General features: G+C 65.6%; 19 protein-coding genes. 14 read left to right on the top strand and 5 right to left on the bottom strand.

Annotation, left to right across the window (positions count from 1 at the left end):
- The first annotated feature begins 371 nt into the window (after positions 1-371).
- A complete protein-coding gene (locus WS61_RS34725) occupies positions 372-983 on the top strand; it encodes a hypothetical protein (RefSeq protein ID WP_157692685.1) in 612 nt (203 codons plus the stop codon).
- Positions 977-1,180, top strand: a complete 204-nt coding sequence (locus WS61_RS06205; protein ID WP_027783368.1) for a hypothetical protein — start codon at positions 977-979, stop codon at positions 1,178-1,180. The genes WS61_RS34725 and WS61_RS06205 overlap by 7 nt, the downstream gene beginning before the upstream one ends.
- A 67-nt stretch (positions 1,181-1,247) precedes the next feature.
- Here WS61_RS06205 and WS61_RS06200 read toward each other — a convergent pair whose 3' ends face one another.
- Complete coding sequence (locus WS61_RS06200; protein WP_011546588.1) at positions 1,248-2,048, bottom strand: transporter substrate-binding domain-containing protein; 801 nt, start codon at positions 2,046-2,048, stop codon at positions 1,248-1,250.
- A gap of 554 nt (positions 2,049-2,602) precedes the next feature.
- On the opposite strand from WS61_RS06200, the gene WS61_RS06195 reads away from it, so the two are divergent.
- From WS61_RS06195 to WS61_RS06190, 3 genes are read left to right on the top strand one after another with little or no spacing between them, the layout of a single operon-like run.
- Positions 2,603-2,920, top strand: coding sequence for a hypothetical protein (locus WS61_RS06195; protein ID WP_059499715.1), 318 nt, complete (start codon positions 2,603-2,605; stop codon positions 2,918-2,920).
- A 14-nt stretch (positions 2,921-2,934) separates the two neighbouring features.
- The gene (locus WS61_RS36015; RefSeq protein ID WP_095211616.1) at positions 2,935-3,111 is read left to right on the top strand and encodes an Imm1 family immunity protein; all 177 of its coding nucleotides are present in this window, start codon (positions 2,935-2,937) and stop codon (positions 3,109-3,111) included.
- Positions 3,112-3,139: 28 nt separating this feature from the next.
- Positions 3,140-3,475 (top strand): hypothetical protein, encoded by a 336-nt coding sequence (locus WS61_RS06190; RefSeq protein ID WP_059499714.1) that lies wholly within the window; start codon positions 3,140-3,142, stop codon positions 3,473-3,475.
- Between the two features lie 114 nt (positions 3,476-3,589).
- Here WS61_RS06190 and icmH read toward each other — a convergent pair whose 3' ends face one another.
- The 3 genes from icmH to tssJ form a co-directional block, all read right to left on the bottom strand.
- On the bottom strand, positions 3,590-4,372 hold the full coding sequence (icmH, locus tag WS61_RS06185) for a type IVB secretion system protein IcmH/DotU (protein ID WP_034209792.1): 783 nt from the start codon (positions 4,370-4,372) through the stop codon (positions 3,590-3,592).
- Entirely contained in the window at positions 4,369-5,715 is a 1,347-nt protein-coding gene (gene tssK / locus WS61_RS06180; protein ID WP_059499713.1) for a type VI secretion system baseplate subunit TssK, read from the bottom strand. The genes icmH and tssK overlap by 4 nt, the downstream gene beginning before the upstream one ends.
- Positions 5,716-5,817: 102 nt before the next feature.
- Positions 5,818-6,429, bottom strand: a complete 612-nt coding sequence (gene tssJ / locus WS61_RS06175) for a type VI secretion system lipoprotein TssJ (protein WP_034209794.1) — start codon at positions 6,427-6,429, stop codon at positions 5,818-5,820.
- A 373-nt stretch (positions 6,430-6,802) separates the two neighbouring features.
- Between tssJ and WS61_RS06170 the strand changes: the two genes are divergently transcribed.
- The 9 genes from WS61_RS06170 (at position 6,803) to tssA (ending at position 17,454) form a co-directional block, all read left to right on the top strand.
- The gene (locus WS61_RS06170; RefSeq protein WP_059499712.1) at positions 6,803-7,429 is read left to right on the top strand and encodes a M48 family metallopeptidase; all 627 of its coding nucleotides are present in this window, start codon (positions 6,803-6,805) and stop codon (positions 7,427-7,429) included.
- A gap of 46 nt (positions 7,430-7,475) precedes the next feature.
- Positions 7,476-7,991 (top strand): type VI secretion system contractile sheath small subunit, encoded by a 516-nt coding sequence (gene tssB, locus WS61_RS06165; RefSeq protein ID WP_059499711.1) that lies wholly within the window; start codon positions 7,476-7,478, stop codon positions 7,989-7,991.
- 15 nt (positions 7,992-8,006) lie between these two features.
- Positions 8,007-9,497 carry a type VI secretion system contractile sheath large subunit gene (tssC, locus tag WS61_RS06160; RefSeq protein ID WP_059499710.1) on the top strand — a complete coding sequence of 497 codons (1,491 nt, stop codon included), beginning with the start codon at positions 8,007-8,009 and terminating at the stop codon, positions 9,495-9,497.
- A gap of 70 nt (positions 9,498-9,567) precedes the next feature.
- Positions 9,568-10,071 carry a type VI secretion system tube protein Hcp gene (locus WS61_RS06155; protein ID WP_059449787.1) on the top strand — a complete coding sequence of 168 codons (504 nt, stop codon included), beginning with the start codon at positions 9,568-9,570 and terminating at the stop codon, positions 10,069-10,071.
- A gap of 48 nt (positions 10,072-10,119) precedes the next feature.
- Positions 10,120-10,605: a type VI secretion system baseplate subunit TssE gene (gene tssE / locus WS61_RS06150; RefSeq protein ID WP_059499709.1), complete on the top strand. Its 486-nt coding sequence runs from the start codon at positions 10,120-10,122 to the stop codon at positions 10,603-10,605.
- Positions 10,606-10,681: 76 nt separating this feature from the next.
- On the top strand, positions 10,682-12,517 hold the full coding sequence (gene tssF / locus WS61_RS06145) for a type VI secretion system baseplate subunit TssF (protein ID WP_059499708.1): 1,836 nt from the start codon (positions 10,682-10,684) through the stop codon (positions 12,515-12,517).
- Positions 12,481-13,581: a type VI secretion system baseplate subunit TssG gene (gene tssG / locus WS61_RS06140; RefSeq protein ID WP_059499707.1), complete on the top strand. Its 1,101-nt coding sequence runs from the start codon at positions 12,481-12,483 to the stop codon at positions 13,579-13,581. Before tssF ends, tssG begins: the two co-directional genes overlap by 37 nt.
- Before the next feature lie 39 nt (positions 13,582-13,620).
- The gene (gene tssH / locus WS61_RS06135; protein ID WP_059499706.1) at positions 13,621-16,290 is read left to right on the top strand and encodes a type VI secretion system ATPase TssH; all 2,670 of its coding nucleotides are present in this window, start codon (positions 13,621-13,623) and stop codon (positions 16,288-16,290) included.
- A gap of 42 nt (positions 16,291-16,332) precedes the next feature.
- The gene (gene tssA / locus WS61_RS06130; RefSeq protein ID WP_059499705.1) at positions 16,333-17,454 is read left to right on the top strand and encodes a type VI secretion system protein TssA; all 1,122 of its coding nucleotides are present in this window, start codon (positions 16,333-16,335) and stop codon (positions 17,452-17,454) included.
- A gap of 90 nt (positions 17,455-17,544) precedes the next feature.
- Here the strand turns inward: tssA and WS61_RS06125 are convergent, their stop codons facing one another.
- On the bottom strand, positions 17,545-18,495 hold the full coding sequence (locus tag WS61_RS06125) for an OmpA family protein (RefSeq protein ID WP_059499704.1): 951 nt from the start codon (positions 18,493-18,495) through the stop codon (positions 17,545-17,547).
- Positions 18,496-18,498 lie beyond the last annotated feature (3 nt).

The following is an 18,498-nucleotide window of genomic DNA, read 5'->3' as shown; positions in this document are numbered from 1 at the left end:
GAGTGAAAGCTATACGGGCCTGATGTCACGATACCGGTTTCGTTGTGCAGCAGGCCATGAGTGGCAAAGCTTTGCCGGTTCGATCTTGGATGGGGCATGGTGTACGGCATGTCGATTCGACGAAGCGGGAGCGGTAGCGTTTGAGCGATTGCACGCCACTGTTACGGCGCTGAACTGGCGTTGTCTCTCTGGCACCTGGGCCGGCTACAACGAGCGGTATGAATTCGAATGCGAGAAAGGCCACCGATTTACTCGCAATGCAATGGCGCTACTGTACCGAGGCGAGCAAGCTCGTTGTGAAGCATGCGAAGCGTATGAGATTGAAGCGCGCTGGCTGAATGCTATCGCTAGCCGGAGCGGAGATCTTCTCAATGGACCGTTCCGGGGGCTACCCGTTGTACCTGATCCACCAGAACGTTGGTTACATGGTGTTCAATCAAGCCGGCCCGGTCGTTGACCAGCGCGTGCTGTTTTGGGGTGTTGTCGCTGCGGCGATAGGCACAGCGCTGTTGGTGCATGTGATCGTTGAGAAACCGGCCGCCGGCCTGCTGAAGCGCGCGCTGCTGCGTTCGCTCGACGCACTACAACACCGCGCGCGGGCTCTGGCGCGGCGCCGGCAGGGCAGCACGGCGATCAGCGTGATCGTCTTACGGGATGAGCGCCGCGGACGTAGCGCGTCGTCATACCCAGCCCGCTGTAGCCGGCCAGGCGCGGCCCTGCTTTCAATCCGCTACTTCCCCATTTCACTGTCACGTCCGCGTCATGATATGTCCATAAGGTGGGAAGCCCCCGTGCCGCGGCGGCATCGCCGGCTCCGGGGCGCGCGCAACCTGCTCGCGACGATGTGCCCGCGTCGCAGGCAGACCACCGGGATCTCGCTCCCGGCGCCGCAGCGATCATGCATCGCACCCTTTCCTTCGAAAATACGATCGACGCCGGTTCGGACCGGATCGCGGACGATCAGGAGACGTGAACCATGCTGAGCCCGCATGAATTCTCGATGCTGCTGCGCATTGCACGTGCGCCGGACAGCGTCGATCAATCGAATCCCGCTTTCGCCGTGCTGGTCGAGAAGCGGTTGGTGGACCCGACGCAGGTGCGCGTGAATGCGGTGGCCGTGCGTCCGGCGCTGACGCCGATCGGCCAGATGCTGCTCGCGCGCTTCGACGAAGCGGCTTGAGGAGACGCGTCACGCCTTCATCGACATGACCGGCGTGACGCGTTGAAGCGCTGGATCGCTGGATCGTTTACTGCGCGACCGGCACCGTCACGTCGCTGCCGAACCAGTGCGTCGAGATCTTCTTCAGCGTACCGTCCTTGCGCAGCGACTCGAGTGCGTCGTTGATCGCCTTCTCGAACTTCGGGTTGCCCTTGCGGAACGGGATCGCCATTTCCTGCTTGCCGCCGTTCAGCACCGCCCCCGCGCGCAGCGGCAGGTTCGACGTCTTGATCATGTACGGCAGCATCAGGCGGTCGTCGAGCGTCGCCTCGATGCGGCCCGCGGCGAGATCGCGCAACTTCTCCGGCGCGCCCGGATACGTCTGCACCTCGATGCCCGGCACGGTGCGCGCCATCTGGTCGTAGTTGGTGCCGAGCGTCACGCCGAGTTTCTTGCCCTTGAAATCGTCGAGCGACTTGAAGTTGCGCGTGTCGTCCTTGCGCTGGATCAGCTGCGCGGCCGAGTACGTGTACGGTTCGCTGAAGTCGAGCGCTTCCTTGCGCTGCGGCGTGATCGTGACCTGGTTGACGATCACGTCGAACTTGCCGGCCTGCAGGCCGGCGATGATGCCGCTCCATTCGGTCGGGATGAACTGCGTCTTCACGCCGAGCTTGCCGGCGACCGCGTTCGCGACGTCGACGTCGAAGCCCTCGAGCTGGCCGGACGTGCCGCGCGAATTGAACGGCGGATACGTGCCCTCGAGGCCGACGCGCAGCACGCCGGCTTTCTTCACGGAATCGAGCAGATCGTCCGCGTGCGCGGCGACGGCCGTGAAGCCGAGGGCGGACGCGAGCAGCAGGCCCGACAACAGGAACTTCGAACGTTTCATCGCAGATCTCCAGTGTGCAGTGTTGTGTAAATGAGTGCAGGGCGCCGGTCGGGCCCGGCTGGGCCGGAATACGGGCACGTAGACACTACTCGCAACCGAGCCTTACCGGAAGTCGAAGTGGCCCTGATTGCAATCGATTTCACGGAAAACCGGTGACGTGCTCGCGCGGGCGGAATAATCTTACGGACACAGTCCGTCGGCGGGCGTCGAAACCACCGGCCAGGAGCAGATCGACAGGGATTGAGCGGGTGGCCGGCTATGGCGATGCCGAGTCCGTCTCGTTGCGTGGAGAAATGCCGAATATCCCAACTGACGCCGGATGCGCGATGGGCGCAAGGACGGGCGCGGGTCACGATCGTGGTGCGCGCGACAGACGGACTGGAACACGTGAAGCAGGGGGGGGGGCGGCGGCTTTTGCGGGAACACCGGTCACGGTGTGTATCGACTGACGTGCGCGCGGAGGCGGACGCGCAAGGAATTGGCATAATCACGGCCTGCTGCGGCTCGCTCGCGGCCGATGCAACGCAATCAATCCGGATACCACCGCAATACCCATGTCGCTCGATTCACCGACCGCAGTGTCGCTGCACCATATTCTCGAACGTCCCGGCGATTTCTCAGGGCGGCTTTACCTGCCGCCGATGCCGTGGACGCTCGACACCGAGGGGGCATTTTTCGAAGACGCCGATGACGTGCAAGCCGACGTTGCGCCTGCCATCGCGGCCCAACCGGACTGGAAAGTCACGCTGGACAGCGCGACGATCGAGGACATCGTGATCAACGCACACGATCAGGTCGACGAACCGAGCGTCGCGCAATTGCTCGATGCGTTCGTCTTCTACGTCGAGAACGACGCATTCATCCTGTTGTGACGACGAGCCGGCGAATGCGAACGGCGCCCGAAGCGCCGGCAGGCGACACGATCGAACTCGTGGCAGGCGGCCAGCGAGGCAACTGTCCGGCGCGGCAGTGCGTCGATCGGGCAACGGCGACGCAGGCTGCTACATATTTCGTATCGACCGGCGGCGCAGACGACCCGCGGTTGTGCTGGCAACCCGGCTGACTCGCCGAAAGACAGGAAGAAAACGAACATGGCCGACGATCCGGCAGTGCTGCGCGCGCAACAGGATGCCGTTTGCGCACGTTACGGGCTGCATGCCGTCGAACCGGAAGACATGGTTGCCGTCGCGTTGTCGACGCTCGGGCGCATGCCCGTCTACGGCACGCGCATCGCGCTGTCCGAAGGCGACAACGTCGGCTGGTTCTTCCATTGCGGCGAATACAGCGACGCCGCCGACTTCTATCAGCCCGTGCATGCCGCGCACCTGTCGGCGTGCCTGCCATGGGTCCTGCCTTATCTGCGGTTGCCGGCCGGCGCACGCTTCATCATCGACGATGCCGGCTACGAAGACGTCTGGATGGCGTGACGCATCGGTACGCCGTCGATCTTCTTCAGTTGTCCCGATAAAGCGGATAGAAGCGAAAAAGGACCGCCAGGCGGTCCTTTTTCCATGAAGTGGCGTTCGAAAAACGCACGCCTGTTACGGCAGCGAAATCGTCAAATTAGCCGACTCCGGCCCGACCTTGATCACTTGCGAATAGGGGGCGAGCGTCTGCAGCGTCTTGTCCTTCAGATACGTGTTGAGCCCGATGAACGCGAGCAGCGCGACGAGCGCAAAAACCGCGCCGATCGCCCACACCGGCACCTCGCGCTTCAGCCGATGCGCGATCTGATCGGGCAGCGGCCAATGCGGCGCGAACGGCGCACGCTTGCCCTTCATGTGTGCGATCTCGTCGCCGAGCCGCGCGGTCAGATACGCGAGCTTTTCCGGCCCCTCGAGCAGATACTTGCCCTGGAACCCGAGCAGCAGGCACATATGGAACACCTCGAGCGACTGCAGTCGGGCCGCACCCTGCGCACGACCTTCCTCGAGATACTGAAAGAACTTCTCGCCCGCGAGTTGCTCGCCGAACAGCACGAGCTGCAGCGGCCGGCGTTCCCAGTCGGTCCGGATCTTGAACTGCGACGACAGCACCATCTCGTCGATGGCCGCGCAGAACGCGAACTTCGCGCCGTACACGTCCTCGGCGGCGATGTTCAGCTTCTTCGCGCCGCGCTCGAAATCCGACAGGAATTCCTGGATCCGCGTGCTGAACTCGCTGGCGCTGTCCGGTTCCCGCCCGTTCTTGAGCAGGAACAGCATGAAGAACCCGTCGTACAGCAAATCGAGCAGCGAGCGGGCCTGGAACGCGGAGTCCGTCGACGCCGGGCTATGCTGGGGCGGCGGCACGTTGTCGCCGAACAGGGAAGGCGCGTAGCTCATGATGTGACCGCGATCAGTTCGAATTTCAGGTCATTGATGCCAGTCGGCGCGTAGATCATCGCGGACTGGGCCTGCAGCATGCGCTCGTACAGCGGGCTGCGCGAATCGAGCGCGAAGTAGCACGCGCCGGGGCGCACCGGAATCGCGGGCGGCACTTGCGGCGTGTACGACAGCCGCACGCCGGGCATCGCCGACAGCACGAGCTTGTCGACGTCGTCGGGCGCGCCGACCTTGAAGCGGGCCGGCACCGCATCGACGAGCTCGACGCTCGGCATGTCCGCCGACACTGCGAGGTAGAACTCGGTTTTGTCGTCGATCTTGCCGGAATCGAGGCGGCCGAGGTGGAACGACGGGCGCACCTCGTCGAGCGTGATCGCGAAATAGCGCGTCGAGATCACGGTGTCGAGCAATTCGCGCAGCATCAGGTCGAGACGCGCGAAGCTCGGCCCGGGATCGTCGTGGCGGTACACGGGCAGGTCGGCGAGCGTATAGCCCTTCGAGAACGTCATCAATTGACCTGCGAGGCGCAGCAGTTCGTGGAACAGCCGCTCCGGATGCAGCGCCGCGTGCTGGTGCAGGTGCGCGAGCGTCGCGAACGCGGCGTTCGCAGTGTGCAGCAGCCAGAACGACGCGATGTCGCCGGAGCGGAATTCGATGATGTTCTTCGACGGCTCGCGGTGAAAGCCGTACAGCGCGTTCACCTTCGCCTGCAGCGCGTCGACCAGTTGGCGCAGCCGCTGGTGCAGGATCGGCGACGCTTCGATCGCGAGGCATGGCGGCACGAAGTTGTCGTCGATCTCGAAACCGGACGTCGCGGTGCGGCGCACGCGCACGAGCGGCACGGACAGCAACTGGTCGCGCGGCTCGCTGTGCGCGATCAGCTTGACCTGGGTCTTCAGGAACGTGATGTCGGCTTCGGCGGCGTCGGTGAAGTTGTCGGCGACGCTCGTCTGCTCGCTGACGAACCGCGTCATGAAGCCGGCGGCCGGATCGTCGCTGTAGTTGGTGCCGTTCTCGCGCAGCGGATGCAGCGCGAGATAGAACACGAATTCGTTGATGCCGTCGGGCAACGTGTCCAGCGCGATCGGCGGCGGCAGGTCATCGGCCTGCGGCGCGGCATACAGCGCGCCGTCCGGGAACACGAGCGCGAGCTCGGCCACCCGCAGCACGTTGCTGCCGAGCGCGTCGCGGTCGATGCGCACCGAGCGCACGCCCCAGTTGTACGGCTGGATCGCCTGGATGGACTCGAACAGGCGCGCCTCGTGGTACGCGTCCTGCCGCTGAAAATGTTGAGGCCGGAGGAACAGCCCTTCCCCCCACAGCACCTTGGCCGAATAACTCATGTCAAATCCGGTTAATGTGGCGTTGCGATGTAATCGATTTGTTCGTGCCCGAATTAAATCGCCAAGTGTTAACTCTTGTTAATTGACATTCGTGCGTCATGTTTAACCGCAGGAGACCGAAGAAAGCATATTCAGCGGTTGCGACGGCGCACCCTGCTGCGGAGCGATGACCGTACCGTCGGTGACCGTCATCGCGCAATTATGCAGGCCGACGATTATGCCGGATTTCTCCGACTTCACCGGATCGAACGTCAGTTTCCATCGTTGTATTGCGGGATCGCGGAACAGCGCGACGATGCCGAATGCCTGCGCTTCACGCGACACCTTCTCGGTTGCCGTATAGCGCTGGCCCGGAATCAGCGTGATTTCGCGCACATTCAGCAGATCGGCGCCGAGTGCGGCTTTTTCCTTGGTCGGATCGGTAAATGCGTCGAACGGCGCTTGCTGGAACGAGGTCGGGTCCTTCAGCGCATAGAGCCGGACGACGAGCGCGAGCGGCTTGTGGTCGGTCGCGGCATTCAGGTTCGGCGCGGCGGCCAGCGTGAGGCCGATATTGCGCGGCGGTTTCTGCGCGTCAGGCACCTCGGGCTTGCCGATGCCGGCCGCGGACATCACGGCGCTGGCGGCCGAGCCGAGCAGCGGGGCGGCCGCGCATCCGGCCAGAAGGGCGCACGCAACCAGCGGCAGCGCGTAGCGAATCATGGACGATCTCATCGTTTTTCCGGCGTGCCGCCTTTATCCCTGTCAAAACTGCCGGGATATTGCCGCGTTCGCTGCGTATCCCCGACATTGCACCGTTCAACTATTAAGCACGCCCGCGCCAGGCAAGCGTTCGGAAATTTTTTCCGCCATCCGGGCGGCGGGTCGTGCGGCCAGTAAAACTTGCGCATTCCGGCCGAAAGAAAAACCGCCGCGAGCCCGCGGCGAGAGGCCATTCGAGGGGGTAGCGCCCGGTTTTAAAAGGAATTACTCTTCACACGACGATTGAATTATGAAAAATTGATCGGTACTATACCCGCGCGCTTCTTGCAAAGCAAAAGAACCAGATTCTCAACGATTTAAAACTCACGCGCCGGTGGATATAACGATGAAAGACCGTCTGTTCGCAAAACTGTCTGGGGTAGTGGTGGCTTGCGGCGTGATCGCCGGCTGTGCGAGCCAGCCTCCCGCGCCGCCGACTGCGGAAGTGTTCAACAAGTCGCTGGCCGATGCAGACGCCGTCGCGAAGGCGGGGGACCAGGACAAGGCGCTCGGCCTGTACCAGCAGCTCGCGAAGTCGGATCCGACGCGCGAGGAACCGTGGTCGCGCATCGCGCAAATCCAGTTCGCACAAAACCATTACGGGCAGGCGATCGTCGCCGCCCAGGAAGCGCTGCAGCGCGACGCGACCGATCGTCAGGCGAAGAGCGTGCTGGCCGTCGCCGGCCTGCGGATCGCGACGCAGTCGCTCGGCGAGCTGCGCCAGGACGCATCGCTCGCGGGCGACGCGAAGTCCGACGCGCAGGCGCTCGCGAAGCAACTGCGCGACACGCTCGGCGAATCGGCGCTGTTCCCGCCGGAAACGAAGGTCGCGAAACCGCGCCCGCCGCGCCGGGTCGTCCATCGTCCGAGGGGCGGCGCCGCACCGGCCGCCGAGGCGGCGGCGTCCACCACGCCGACGCCGCCCACGGCGCAAAAGGGCAGCGCGGATCCGTTCGGCGCACTGCGCAACTGAAACCGCAACTGACGCGATAACCACAACTAACCTGGGAGCCGTCGAGATGGCCAAGAAAGAAAGCATTCAGAAAAGCTTGCAGAAAATACGGCCGCCGCGCGTCCAGCTGACCTACGAGGTCGAGAAGGGCGATGCGATCGAGGTGAAGGAGCTGCCGTTCGTCGTCGGGGTCGTCGGCGATCTGGCGGGCCAGTCTGAAATCGAGCAGCCGAAGCTGCGCGATCGCAAGTTCGTCAATATCGACCGCGACAATTTCGACGACGTGATGAAGGCGATCGAGCCGCGTGCTGCGTTCCAGGTGGAAAACCGCCTGAGCCCGGAAGGCGGCAAGTTCGCGGTCGACCTGAAGTTCCGCTCGCTGTCGGATTTCAGCCCGGACCAAGTCGTCGAACAGGTCGAGCCGCTGCGCCGCCTGCTCGAGGCGCGCTCGAAGCTGGCCGACCTGCGCAACAAGCTCGCCGGCAACGACAAGCTCGAGGATCTGCTGTCCGAGGTGCTGAAGAACACGCAGCAGCTGCAGGCGCTCGCGAAGGGCACCGGCGGCGACAAAGACGGCGAATGACGACGGAGTGTTGAGATGAACCAGCAAACGGCTGCGGCCCAAGCGAGCGGCGCGGAATACGCCGCCGGGACTTCGTTGCTCGACGACATCGTCGAGAAGAGCAAGGTCGCGAAATCCGATTCCGAGCATGCGCGTGCGAAGGACCTGATCGGCGAACTCGTGCACCAGGTGCTCGACGGCACGGTGATCGTGTCGGACAACCTGTCGGCCACGATCGACGCGCGCGTCGCGGAACTCGACCGCCTGATTTCCACGCAGCTTTCCGCCGTGATGCACGCGCCGGAATTCCAGCGCCTCGAAAGCACGTGGCGCGGGATGGACTATCTGGTCAAGGAAAGCAACACGGGCCAGACGATCAAGATCAAGGCGCTGCACGCACCGAAGCGCGATCTCGTGCGCGACTTCAAGGGCGCGAGCGAGTTCGACCAGAGCGCGCTGTTCAAGAAGGTTTACGAAGAAGAATTCGGCACGTTCGGCGGCTCGCCGTTCGGTGCGCTGATCGGCGATTACGAGATCTCGCGCCAGCCGGAAGACATGTACTTCATCGAGCAGATGTCGCACGTCGCGGCGGCCGCGCATGCGCCGTTCATCGCGTCGGCGTCGCCGGAACTGCTGGGTCTCGAGTCGTTCTCCGACCTCGGCAAGCCGCGCGACCTCGGCAAGGTGTTCGATACCGTCGAATACGCGAAGTGGAAGTCGTTCCGCGACGCCGAGGATTCGCGCTACGTCGGCCTGACGCTGCCGCGCTTCCTCGGCCGCCTGCCGTTCAATCCGAAGGACGGCCAGACCGCGGAGAACTTCAACTTCGTCGAGGAAGTCGACGGCACCGATCACGACAAGTACCTGTGGTGCAACGCGGCATGGGCCTTCGCGGCACGCCTGACGGCCGCGTTCGACGACTTCGGCTGGTGCGCGGCGATCCGCGGCGTCGAAGGCGGCGGCCTCGTCGAGGATCTGCCGACCCACACGTTCAAGACCGACGACGGTGAAGTCGCGTTGAAGTGCCCGACCGAAATCGCGATCACCGATCGCCGCGAGAAGGAGCTGAGCGACCTCGGCTTCATCCCGCTCGTCCATTGCAAGAACTCGGATTACGCCGCGTTCTTCGCTGCGCAGTCGGTGCAGAAGCCGAAAAAATACAGCACCGACAGCGCGAATGCGAATGCCGTCCTGTCCGCCCAGCTTCAGTACATCTTCTCGGTATCGCGCGTCGCGCACTACCTGAAGGCGATGATGCGGGACAAGATCGGCAGCTTCGCATCGGCGCAGAACGTGGAGACTTTCCTCAACCGGTGGATTTCGCAATACGTCCTGCTCGACGACAACGCCTCGCAGGAACAGAAAGCGCAATTTCCGCTGCGCGAGGCATCCATACAAGTGTCGGAGATTCCGGGCAAGCCGGGCTCGTATCGTTCGGTCGCGTTCCTGCGCCCGCACTTTCAGCTCGACGAACTCTCGATTTCTCTGCGACTTGTCGCTGATCTGCCCAAACCGGCAAATTCATAAGCGAGTAAATCGCCCGGGCGGGCCGCCTGGGTAGGACGTTAAAACCACCTCTTTGGGGAGTCGAAGGGCCATGTTACATATGCACTTGCAGTTTGGTAGTCCCGCGGTGAAGGGCGAGTCCGCGGACAAGGACCACCAGGGCTGGATCGAACTGAAATCGTGGGATCACTCGATCGTTCAGCCGCGTTCGGCAACCGCATCGACCGCTGGCGGTCACACGATGACGCGTTGCGAGCACGGCGACATGATCTTCACGAAGGAAATCGATTCGTCGAGCCCGCTGCTGTATCAGCACGCTTCGGGCGGTACCACGTTCGACGAAGTGACGGTCCATTTCTCGCGCGCGGACGGTGAAGGCAAGCGCGTGCAGTATCTGGAAGTCAAGCTCAAGTACGTGATCATCTCGAGCATCGCACCGAGCGTTCGCGAGGAAGGTCTGCCGATCGAGACGTTCTCGCTGAAATACGCAGCCGTGCAGTGGAAGCAAACCCAGCAGAAGATCGGCGGCAACCAGGGCGGCAACACGCAAGGCGCCTGGAGCCTGACGAAGAACGACAAGACCTACGCGGTCTAAGGTCGGTTGCGGCAACGGGGCGCGTCGCGTCCCGTTGCCGTTTTCGTCATGAAACGATTCGAACCCAGTTTTCTCGACAAGCTGTTCGACGACGAACCGCATCTGCCCGCAGCGGCGGCGATGCGGCAATTGTCGCTGGACGAGCTCAAGAATACGGTCGCCCGCGACGTCGAGGCGATCCTCAACACCCGTATCGCGCACACCGAGGACGAGCTGGCCGCACTGCCGGAATGCCAGAAATCGGTGCTGACCTACGGACTGAACGATTTCGCGGGGCTGAGCCTCGCGAGCCACTACGATCGCGCATTCATCTGCAAGTCGATCCAGCAGGCCATCGCGCGCCACGAGCCGCGCCTGCAGCAGGTGCAGGTGACGTTCGAGCTGAACGAGCAGGCCACCAACGCGCTCTACTTCGCGATCCAGGCGTTGCTCGTCGTGCACCCGGCCGAGGAGCCGGTGAGTTTCGACGCGATGTTGCAACCGTCGACGCTGCAATATTCGGTCACGCGCGCACGCGCGGCACGAATGCAGTAAATCAAGCCGCCGAGCGGGCCGGACCGCCCGGTGGTCGATCAGGTCCGGCATGAAACATTGAGGTTCGGGGTCGTCGATGGAAGAGTTGCTGCCGTATTACGAACGCGAATTATCGTTTTTGCGGCGCTATTCGCGAGATTTCGCCGAACGCTATCCGAAGATCGCCGCGCGCCTCGCGCTGTCCGGCGAGCATTGCGAGGATCCGCACGTCGAGCGGATGATCGAATCGTTCGCGCTGCTCGGCGCGCGCATCAACAAGAAGCTCGACGACGACTACCCCGAATTCACCGAAGCGCTGCTGGAAGTGCTGTATCCGCACTACCTGCGGCCGTTCCCGTCCTGCTCGATCGCGCAGTTCACGCCGGCTTCGCCCGGCCAGCAGACCGAACCGGTCGTGGTCGATCGCGGCACCGAGCTGAAGAGCCGCCCGATCCGCGGCGTGCAATGCCGGTTCCGCACCGCCTACGACGTGACGCTCGCGCCGATCCGCATCTCGGAGGCGCGCTATACGCCGGTCGCGCTCGCGCCGAGCGCGACGGTGCTGCCGTCGAACGCGACGGGCGTGATCTCGATCACGTTCGAATCGCTCGCCGCGCAGCTCGATCTCGGCGCGCTGAAGGTGTCGACGCTGCGTGCGCATCTGCACGGCGAGCAGTCGTTCGTCGCCGCGCTGACCGACTGCCTGTTCGTCAACGTGCTCGGCGCGTACGTCGAGCCCGAACGCAACGGCCGCTGGACCGCGCTGCGCAAGCTGCCGATCGCGCAGGCCGGCTTCGCCGAGGACGACGCGCTGATCGACTATCCGGCGAAATCGCATCCCGCATACCGGCTGCTCACCGAATACTTCGCGTTCCCCGACAAGTTCGATTTCGTCGACTTCGACCTCGCGGCGATCGCACGCGCGTCGGGCCGCTGCCAGCGCGCGACGCTGCATCTGGTACTGCAGGACGTGCGCAGCGATTCGCACGTCGCGCGCCTGCTCGAGCTGCTGACGGCGAGCCATTTCCGGCTGTTCTGCACGCCGATCGTCAACCTGTTCCGCCAGCACGGCGAGCCGATCCGCATCACGCACCGCGCGGTGTCGTATCCGGTGATCGCCGAGGCGCGGCGTGCGTTCGCGTACGAGGTGTATTCGATCGATTCGGTGAAGCTCGTCCGGCAGCAGGCGCACGAGGAATCGGTGATCGAGTTCCGGCCGTTCTATTCGCTGCATCACGGCGAATCGGCGCGGATCGGTCATTACTGGTTCGCGCGCCGCAACGACTGGGTCGCGCAGAAAAGCCCCGGCTACGAAACCGAGATTTCGATCGTCGACATCGACTTCGAGCCGACGTCGCCGCAGACCGACACGCTGAGCCTCGACCTCACCTGCACGAACCGCGACCTGCCGGCGATGCTGGCGTTCGGCCTCGAAGGCGGCGACCTGTTTCAGGAAGGCGGCGCGCAGACGAGCGGCATCTCGCTGCTGCGCCGCCCGACGCAAAGCGTGCGCTTCGAGCGCGGCCGCGCCGCGCACTGGCGGCTCGTGTCGCACCTCGCGCTCAACCACGTGTCGCTCGTCGCGCACGGCCTCGCGCCGCTGAAGGAAATGCTGACGCTGTACGACCTGCGACGCACCGCCGTGTCGATGCGCCAGATCGACGGCCTCGCCGGCATCGAGCAGCGCGGCGCCGTGCAGTGGCTGCCCGGCAAGCCGTTCGCGACGTTCGTGCGCGGCATCGAGATCCGGCTGACGATCGACGAGGAACACTTCGTCGGCGCGAGCCTCGCGTCGTTCGTGCGCGTGCTCGACAGCTTCTTCGGGCTGTACGTCCACCTCAACAGTTTCGTTCAATTGGTCGTCGTGTCGAAGCGCACCGGCGAGGAGATCATTCGATGCAAGCCCCGAACCGGCGAATCGATCCTGGCGTAGTCGACGCGCTGCTCGACGAGCCGCATCGCTTCGAATTCTTCCAGGCGGTGCGCGTGCTCGAAGGGCTGTTCGCGCGGCAGGCGTCGGATGCGCCCGGCGCGTGGCGGCAGGGCGACGTGGTCGCGCAGCGCATCGCATTCCGCAACACGCTGTCGCTCGGCTTCCCGCCGAGCGAGATCGAGGGCGCGCGTTCGTACGACGACGACGGCACGCCGCTGAACTCGGATGAGCAGCGCGACACCGCACTGGCCGCCGGCGAGCTCGGCCGCGTCGAGCTGACGCCCGCGTTCTTCGGGCTGCTCGGCGGGCAGGGCGCGCTGCCGCTGCACTACACCGAGCAGATCGTCGCGCGCGAGCATCTGAGGCGCGACCACGCGGCGCGCGCGTTCTTCGACGTGTTCTCGAACCGCGCGACCGCGCTGTTCTATGCGGCGTGGAAGAAATACCGGCTGCCGTTCCATTACGAACTCGACCGCGACGAGCGCTACCTGCCGCTGCTGCTCGCGATCGCCGGCGTGCCGAGCGACGAGGTGCGCGACAGTCTCGCCGCCGGCCCGGGCGGCGTGCTCGACGAGGCCGTGGCCGGCTACGCGCTGGCCGCGCGGCACCGGCCGATGTCGGCGGCTTACCTGCAGCGCACGCTGTCCGATTACTTCCGCGTGCCGGTGAAGATCGACCAGTTCGTCGGCAAGTGGTACGACGTGCCGCCCGATCAACTGAGCGTGCTCGGCGAAGTCAACGCGGTGCTCGGCGCGACGGCGCTCGTCGGCGAGCGCGTGTGGCAGCGCGACATGCGTGCACGGATCGTCGTCGGCCCGCTGTCCAAGCGCGATTACGAGGCGTTCCTGCCCGGCGGCGCGCACGCCGTCGCGCTCGAGCGGATGCTGACGCTGCTCGCCGGCGTCACGCTCGAGTACGAGGTGAGGCTCGTGCTGAAGCGCACGGAAGTCGGCGCGAGCATGCTCGGTGTGGGCTCGCGGCTCGGCTGGGATGCGTTCCTCTGCACGCGCGACGCCGCCGAAGACCGCTCCGACGCCCGCTACGAGCTGCACGTGATTCACTGACCCTGACAACAACAAGCAATCGAACCTGAGATCGACGCCATGAGCACGCCTCTGAAGACCCTGATCACGAAACTGAACCCGCTGTGCCGCCACGCGACCGAGCGCGCGGCGAGCGCGTGCCTGGCGCGCGGCCATTACGAGGTCGATCTGGAGCATCTGTTCCTCGCGTTGCTCGACGAAGCGACGGGCGACCTGCCGCTCGCATTGCGCGCGAGCCGCGTCGACCCGCATGCGCTGCATGCCGATCTCGAACGCGAGCTGACGCGCCTGAAGACGGGCAACACGCGCACGCCGGTGTTCTCCGTGCATCTGATCGCGCTGTTCGAGCAGGCGTGGCTGATCGCGTCGCTCGACTCGCAGCTCGGTCGCATTCGCTCGGGGCACCTGCTGCTCGCGCTGCTGACCGCGCCCGATCTCGCGCAGTTCGCGCAACGGATGTCGTCGCGGTTCGCGGAAATGAACGTGACGGACCTGAAGCACAAGTTCGACGAAATCATGGCCGGTTCGAGCGAAGCCGAGCCGCGTCAGGCGGATGAAGACGGCAGCGACGTCGCGCCGGCCGCCGACGGCATGGCGCCCGCGGCCGGCCCGTCGAAGACGCCCGCGCTCGACACGTACACGACCAACCTCACGCAGCGCGCGCGCGACGGCAAGATCGACCCGGTGATCGGCCGCGAAGCGGAGATCCGCCAGGCGATCGACATCCTGATGCGCCGCCGCCAGAACAACCCGATCATGACCGGCGAGGCCGGCGTCGGCAAAACGGCGGTCGTCGAGGGGCTCGCGCTGCGGATCGCGGCCGACGACGTGCCGCCGCCGTTGCGCGGCGTCGCGCTGCACGTGCTCGACATGGGGCTGCTGCAGGCCGGCGCGAGCGTGAAGGGCGAGTTCGAGAACCGCCTGAAGAGCGTGATCGACGAAGTGAAGAAGAGTGCGCACCCGATCATCCTGTTCATCGACGAGGCGCACACGATCATCGGCGCGGGCGGCCAGGCCGGCCAGAACGACGCGGCGAACCTGCTGAAGCCGGCGCTCGCGCGCGGCGAGCTGCGCACGATCGCCGCGACGACGTGGAGCGAATACAAGAAGTACTTCGAGAAGGATGCGGCGCTCGCGCGGCGCTTCCAGGTCGTGAAGGTCGAGGAGCCGAGCGAGCCGCTGGCCGCGGCGATGCTGCGCGGGATGTCGGGCCTGATGGAGAAGCATTTCGACGTGCGGATTCTCGACGACGCGATCACCGAGGCCGTGCGCCTGTCGCACCGCTACATCAGCGGCCGCCAGTTGCCGGACAAGGCGATCAGCGTGCTCGACACCGCGTGCGCGAAGGTCGCGCTCGCGCACAGCGCGACGCCGGCGGCGATCGACGATACCAGGAAGCGCATCGAGCGTATCGATGCGGAAATCGCGTCGCTGGAGCGCGAGGCGGCGGGCGGGGCGGTGCACGACGAGCGGCTCGGCGAGCTGCGCGGCGCGCGCGACACGGCGCTCGAACAACTGGCGAAGGACGAAGAACGCTACGAAGCCGAGCGCGCGATCGTCGCCGAGATCACCGAACTGCGCGACGCGCTCGACCGCGCGCGCGGCCCGTCGGAAGACGGCCAGCCGGTCGACGTGCAGGCCACCCGCGACAAGCTCGCCGAACGCGTCGCGGCGTTGCATGCGCTGCAGGGCGGCGAGCCGATGGTGCCGCTGCAGGTCGACGGCCACGTGGTCGCCGAGATCGTCGCCGCGTGGACGGGCATTCCGCTCGGCCGAATGGTGAAGGACGAGATCGACACCGTGCTGAACCTGCAGCCGCTGCTCGCCGCGCGCGTGATCGGCCAGGATCATGCGCTGGAGGTGATCGCGCAGCGCGTGCGCACCGCGACCGCGAACCTCGAGGATCCGAACAAGCCGCGCGGCGTGTTCATGTTCGTCGGGCCGTCGGGTGTCGGCAAGACCGAGACGGCACTGGCACTGGCCGACATCCTGTATGGCGGCGAGCGCAAGATGGTCACGATCAACATGAGCGAGTACCAGGAAGCGCACAGCGTGTCCGGCCTGAAGGGTTCGCCGCCGGGCTACGTCGGTTACGGCGAAGGCGGCGTGCTGACCGAGGCCGTGCGCCGCAACCCGTATTCCGTCGTGCTGCTCGACGAGGTCGAGAAGGCGCACCCGGATGTGCTCGAAATGTTCTTCCAGGTGTTCGACAAGGGCACGATGGACGATGCCGAAGGCCGCGAGATCGACTTCCGCAACACGCTGATCATCCTGACGTCGAACGTCGGCTCGGCCGCGGTGATGCAGGCCTGCCTGAACAAGCCGGCCGACGAATTGCCCGATCCGGACGCGCTCGCCGAGACGTTGCGTCCGCAACTGTACAAGACCTTCAAGCCGGCGTTCCTCGGCCGGATGAAGGTCGTGCCGTACTATCCGATTTCCGACGACGTGCTGGCCGAGATCATCGAGCTGAAGCTCGAGCGCATCCGCCGCCGGATCGAGACGAACCACAAGGCCGCGTTCGAATGGGACGAGTCGCTCGTCGAGGCGGTGCTCGCGCGCTGCACCGAGGTCGACTCGGGTGCCCGCAACGTCGACCACATCCTGAACGGCACGCTGCTGCCGGAGATCGCGGGCCACGTGCTCGGCCGGATCGCCGACGGCGCGGCCATCGCGCGCATCGCGGTGCGCGCGGACGAGGCCGGCGAATTCGCGTACACCGTCGAATGAGCGCGGCCGCGCCCAGTCAAGCATTGATGAACTGACCGAACCATGCCGATCAATCTCCCCGAGCTGCTGACGCCGATCAGCGAGGCGTCGCCCAGCGGCGACGACTTGCTGTTTTCGAACGAATTCGACGCGATCCAGGACGCGCGGCGCTATGACGACCCGACGCTCGACCAAGGCGAATGGGTGACCGAGATCAAGGAGGCCGACTGGGGCTTCGTCGTCGATCATGCGGGCGAGCTGCTGCGCACGCGCACGAAGGACCTGCGGCTCGCCGTATGGCTGACCGAGGCGCTCGCGCTCGAGGACGGCATCACGGGTCTCACCGAAGGCTATGCGCTGCTCGAAGGCCTGTGCCGCGAGTTCTGGGACACCTTCCACCCGCTGCCCGAGGACGACGACATCGAGCACCGGCTCGGCAACGTCGCGTGGCTGTCCGGCCGCACGGCCGAGTTGCTGCGCGCGGTACCGCTGACGGACGGCGCATCGAATGCGTTCAGTACGCTCGACTGGGAAGTCGCGCAGCACGTCGCGCAGTCGATCAAGCGCGACCCGGACCACGCGGACGACATCGCGCGCGGCAAGCCGTCGATCGAGCAGATCGATGCGTCGCGGCGCGTGACGTCGATCGCGTTCTACACGGCGCTGCTGGCGAACCTGAAGGCGTTCGAATTCGCGCTCGATGCGTTCGAGGAGCGGCTGGTCGAGCGCGCGGGCGATTCGGCGCCGAGCTTCCGGCAGGCGCGCGACGCGTTCGAGACCGTGTACCGGCTCGCCGAGCGCTTTGCGCGCGAACAGGGCTATACGGGCAGCGCACCGCACGCGCAGGTAGCGCCGCAGGCCGAGCCCGAGCGCATCGAGCCGGTGTTCGGCCAGCCGATCCAGACCGAGGAGACTCACGTGCCGCAGCAGACCGCTTCGCGTCCTCCGGTGGCGCAGATGATCGCCGGCATCCAGAACCGTGCGCAGGCCGTCGACCAGCTGCGTGCGGTGGCGCGCTATTTCCGCCAGACCGAGCCGCACAGCCCGGTCGCGTATCTCGCCGACAAGGCGGCCGAATGGGCCGACATGCCGCTGCACAAGTGGCTCGAGAGCGTCGTGAAGGACGACGGCTCCCTGTCGCACATTCGCGAGCTGCTGGGCGTGCGGCCCGACGAGCAGTCGTAAACGCAAGACGGGCGGCGCATTGCTGCCGCCGCCCGTCGTGTGCCGCGCCGTGCCGCTTCGCCATCGCGCGAGCGGCCGGCCGATTTCCCGTTACTGCCCGACGCGGAATTCGATCCGCCGGTTCCGCGCCCTTCCGTCCGCCGTATCGTTCGGCGCGATCGGCTGATCCGGCCCGACGCCCGTCGTCGTCATCTGCTGCGGCGGAATGCTCTTCGTGATCAGGTAGCCCTTCACCGCATCCGCGCGCGCCTGGCTCAGCGCGATGTTCGACGTCCGGTTCCCCGAGTTGTCGGTGTGGCCGATGATGTCGACCGTGCGGTTCGGCATCTTCGCGAGCGCGGCCGCCATCTGGTCGAGGATCAGCTTGCCCTGCGGCGTCAGCGTCGCGCTGCCGGTCTCGAACTCGATCGTCCGGTTCGCGAGCGTCTGGTCGAGCACGCCCTGTTCGGACGCGGACACGCGCAGCCCGTTCTTGATCGTATACGTCGGGTTCAGCGTGTTCGCCATGTCGCTCGCGAGCTGCTGGCGCTGCGCCTCGTTGTGCACCTCGCCCTTCATCTCGATCTGCGTACCGTTGATCTTCAACTGGCCCTTGCTGATCTGCTTGAGCTGCGCGCCGAGCAGCTTCTGCACGTTCGCGCTCCAGTTCGGCGGCGTCGCGACGTCGCCCACCTCGATCTGGTCGACGACGTTCGTCGCGCCGTAGGTATCGCGCAGCTTCTGCAGCACGGCCGCCTTGGTCGCTTCGTCGGGCACCTTGCCGCCGACGACCACCTGGCCGGGCGTCGCGTTCGCGGGCGGCGGCGCGATCGTGCCGGCGGTGCCGTGCACCACCGTGCCGGACGCGCCGCCGGCGTTCGGGTTGGCCTGCGGCAGCGCGGTCGTCGCGACCGTGCCGTTGCCGACCGGCGTGACGGTCGCGCCCGTGTTCTGCGCGAAGGCCGCGCCGCTCGCGACGAGGCCGGCCGCGAACAGCGCGGCGAGGGCGGGCGAGACGGCGGCCGACAGGCGTGCGCGCCGGACCTGAATCGTGCGATGCATGCC

The sequence above is a fragment of the Burkholderia sp. ABCPW 11 genome, from assembly GCF_001523445.1.
Taxonomy (GTDB): Bacteria; Pseudomonadota; Gammaproteobacteria; order Burkholderiales; family Burkholderiaceae; genus Burkholderia.
The sequence above is the reverse complement of the archived record's forward strand: the minus strand, read 5'-3'. Positions and strand labels throughout refer to the sequence as shown.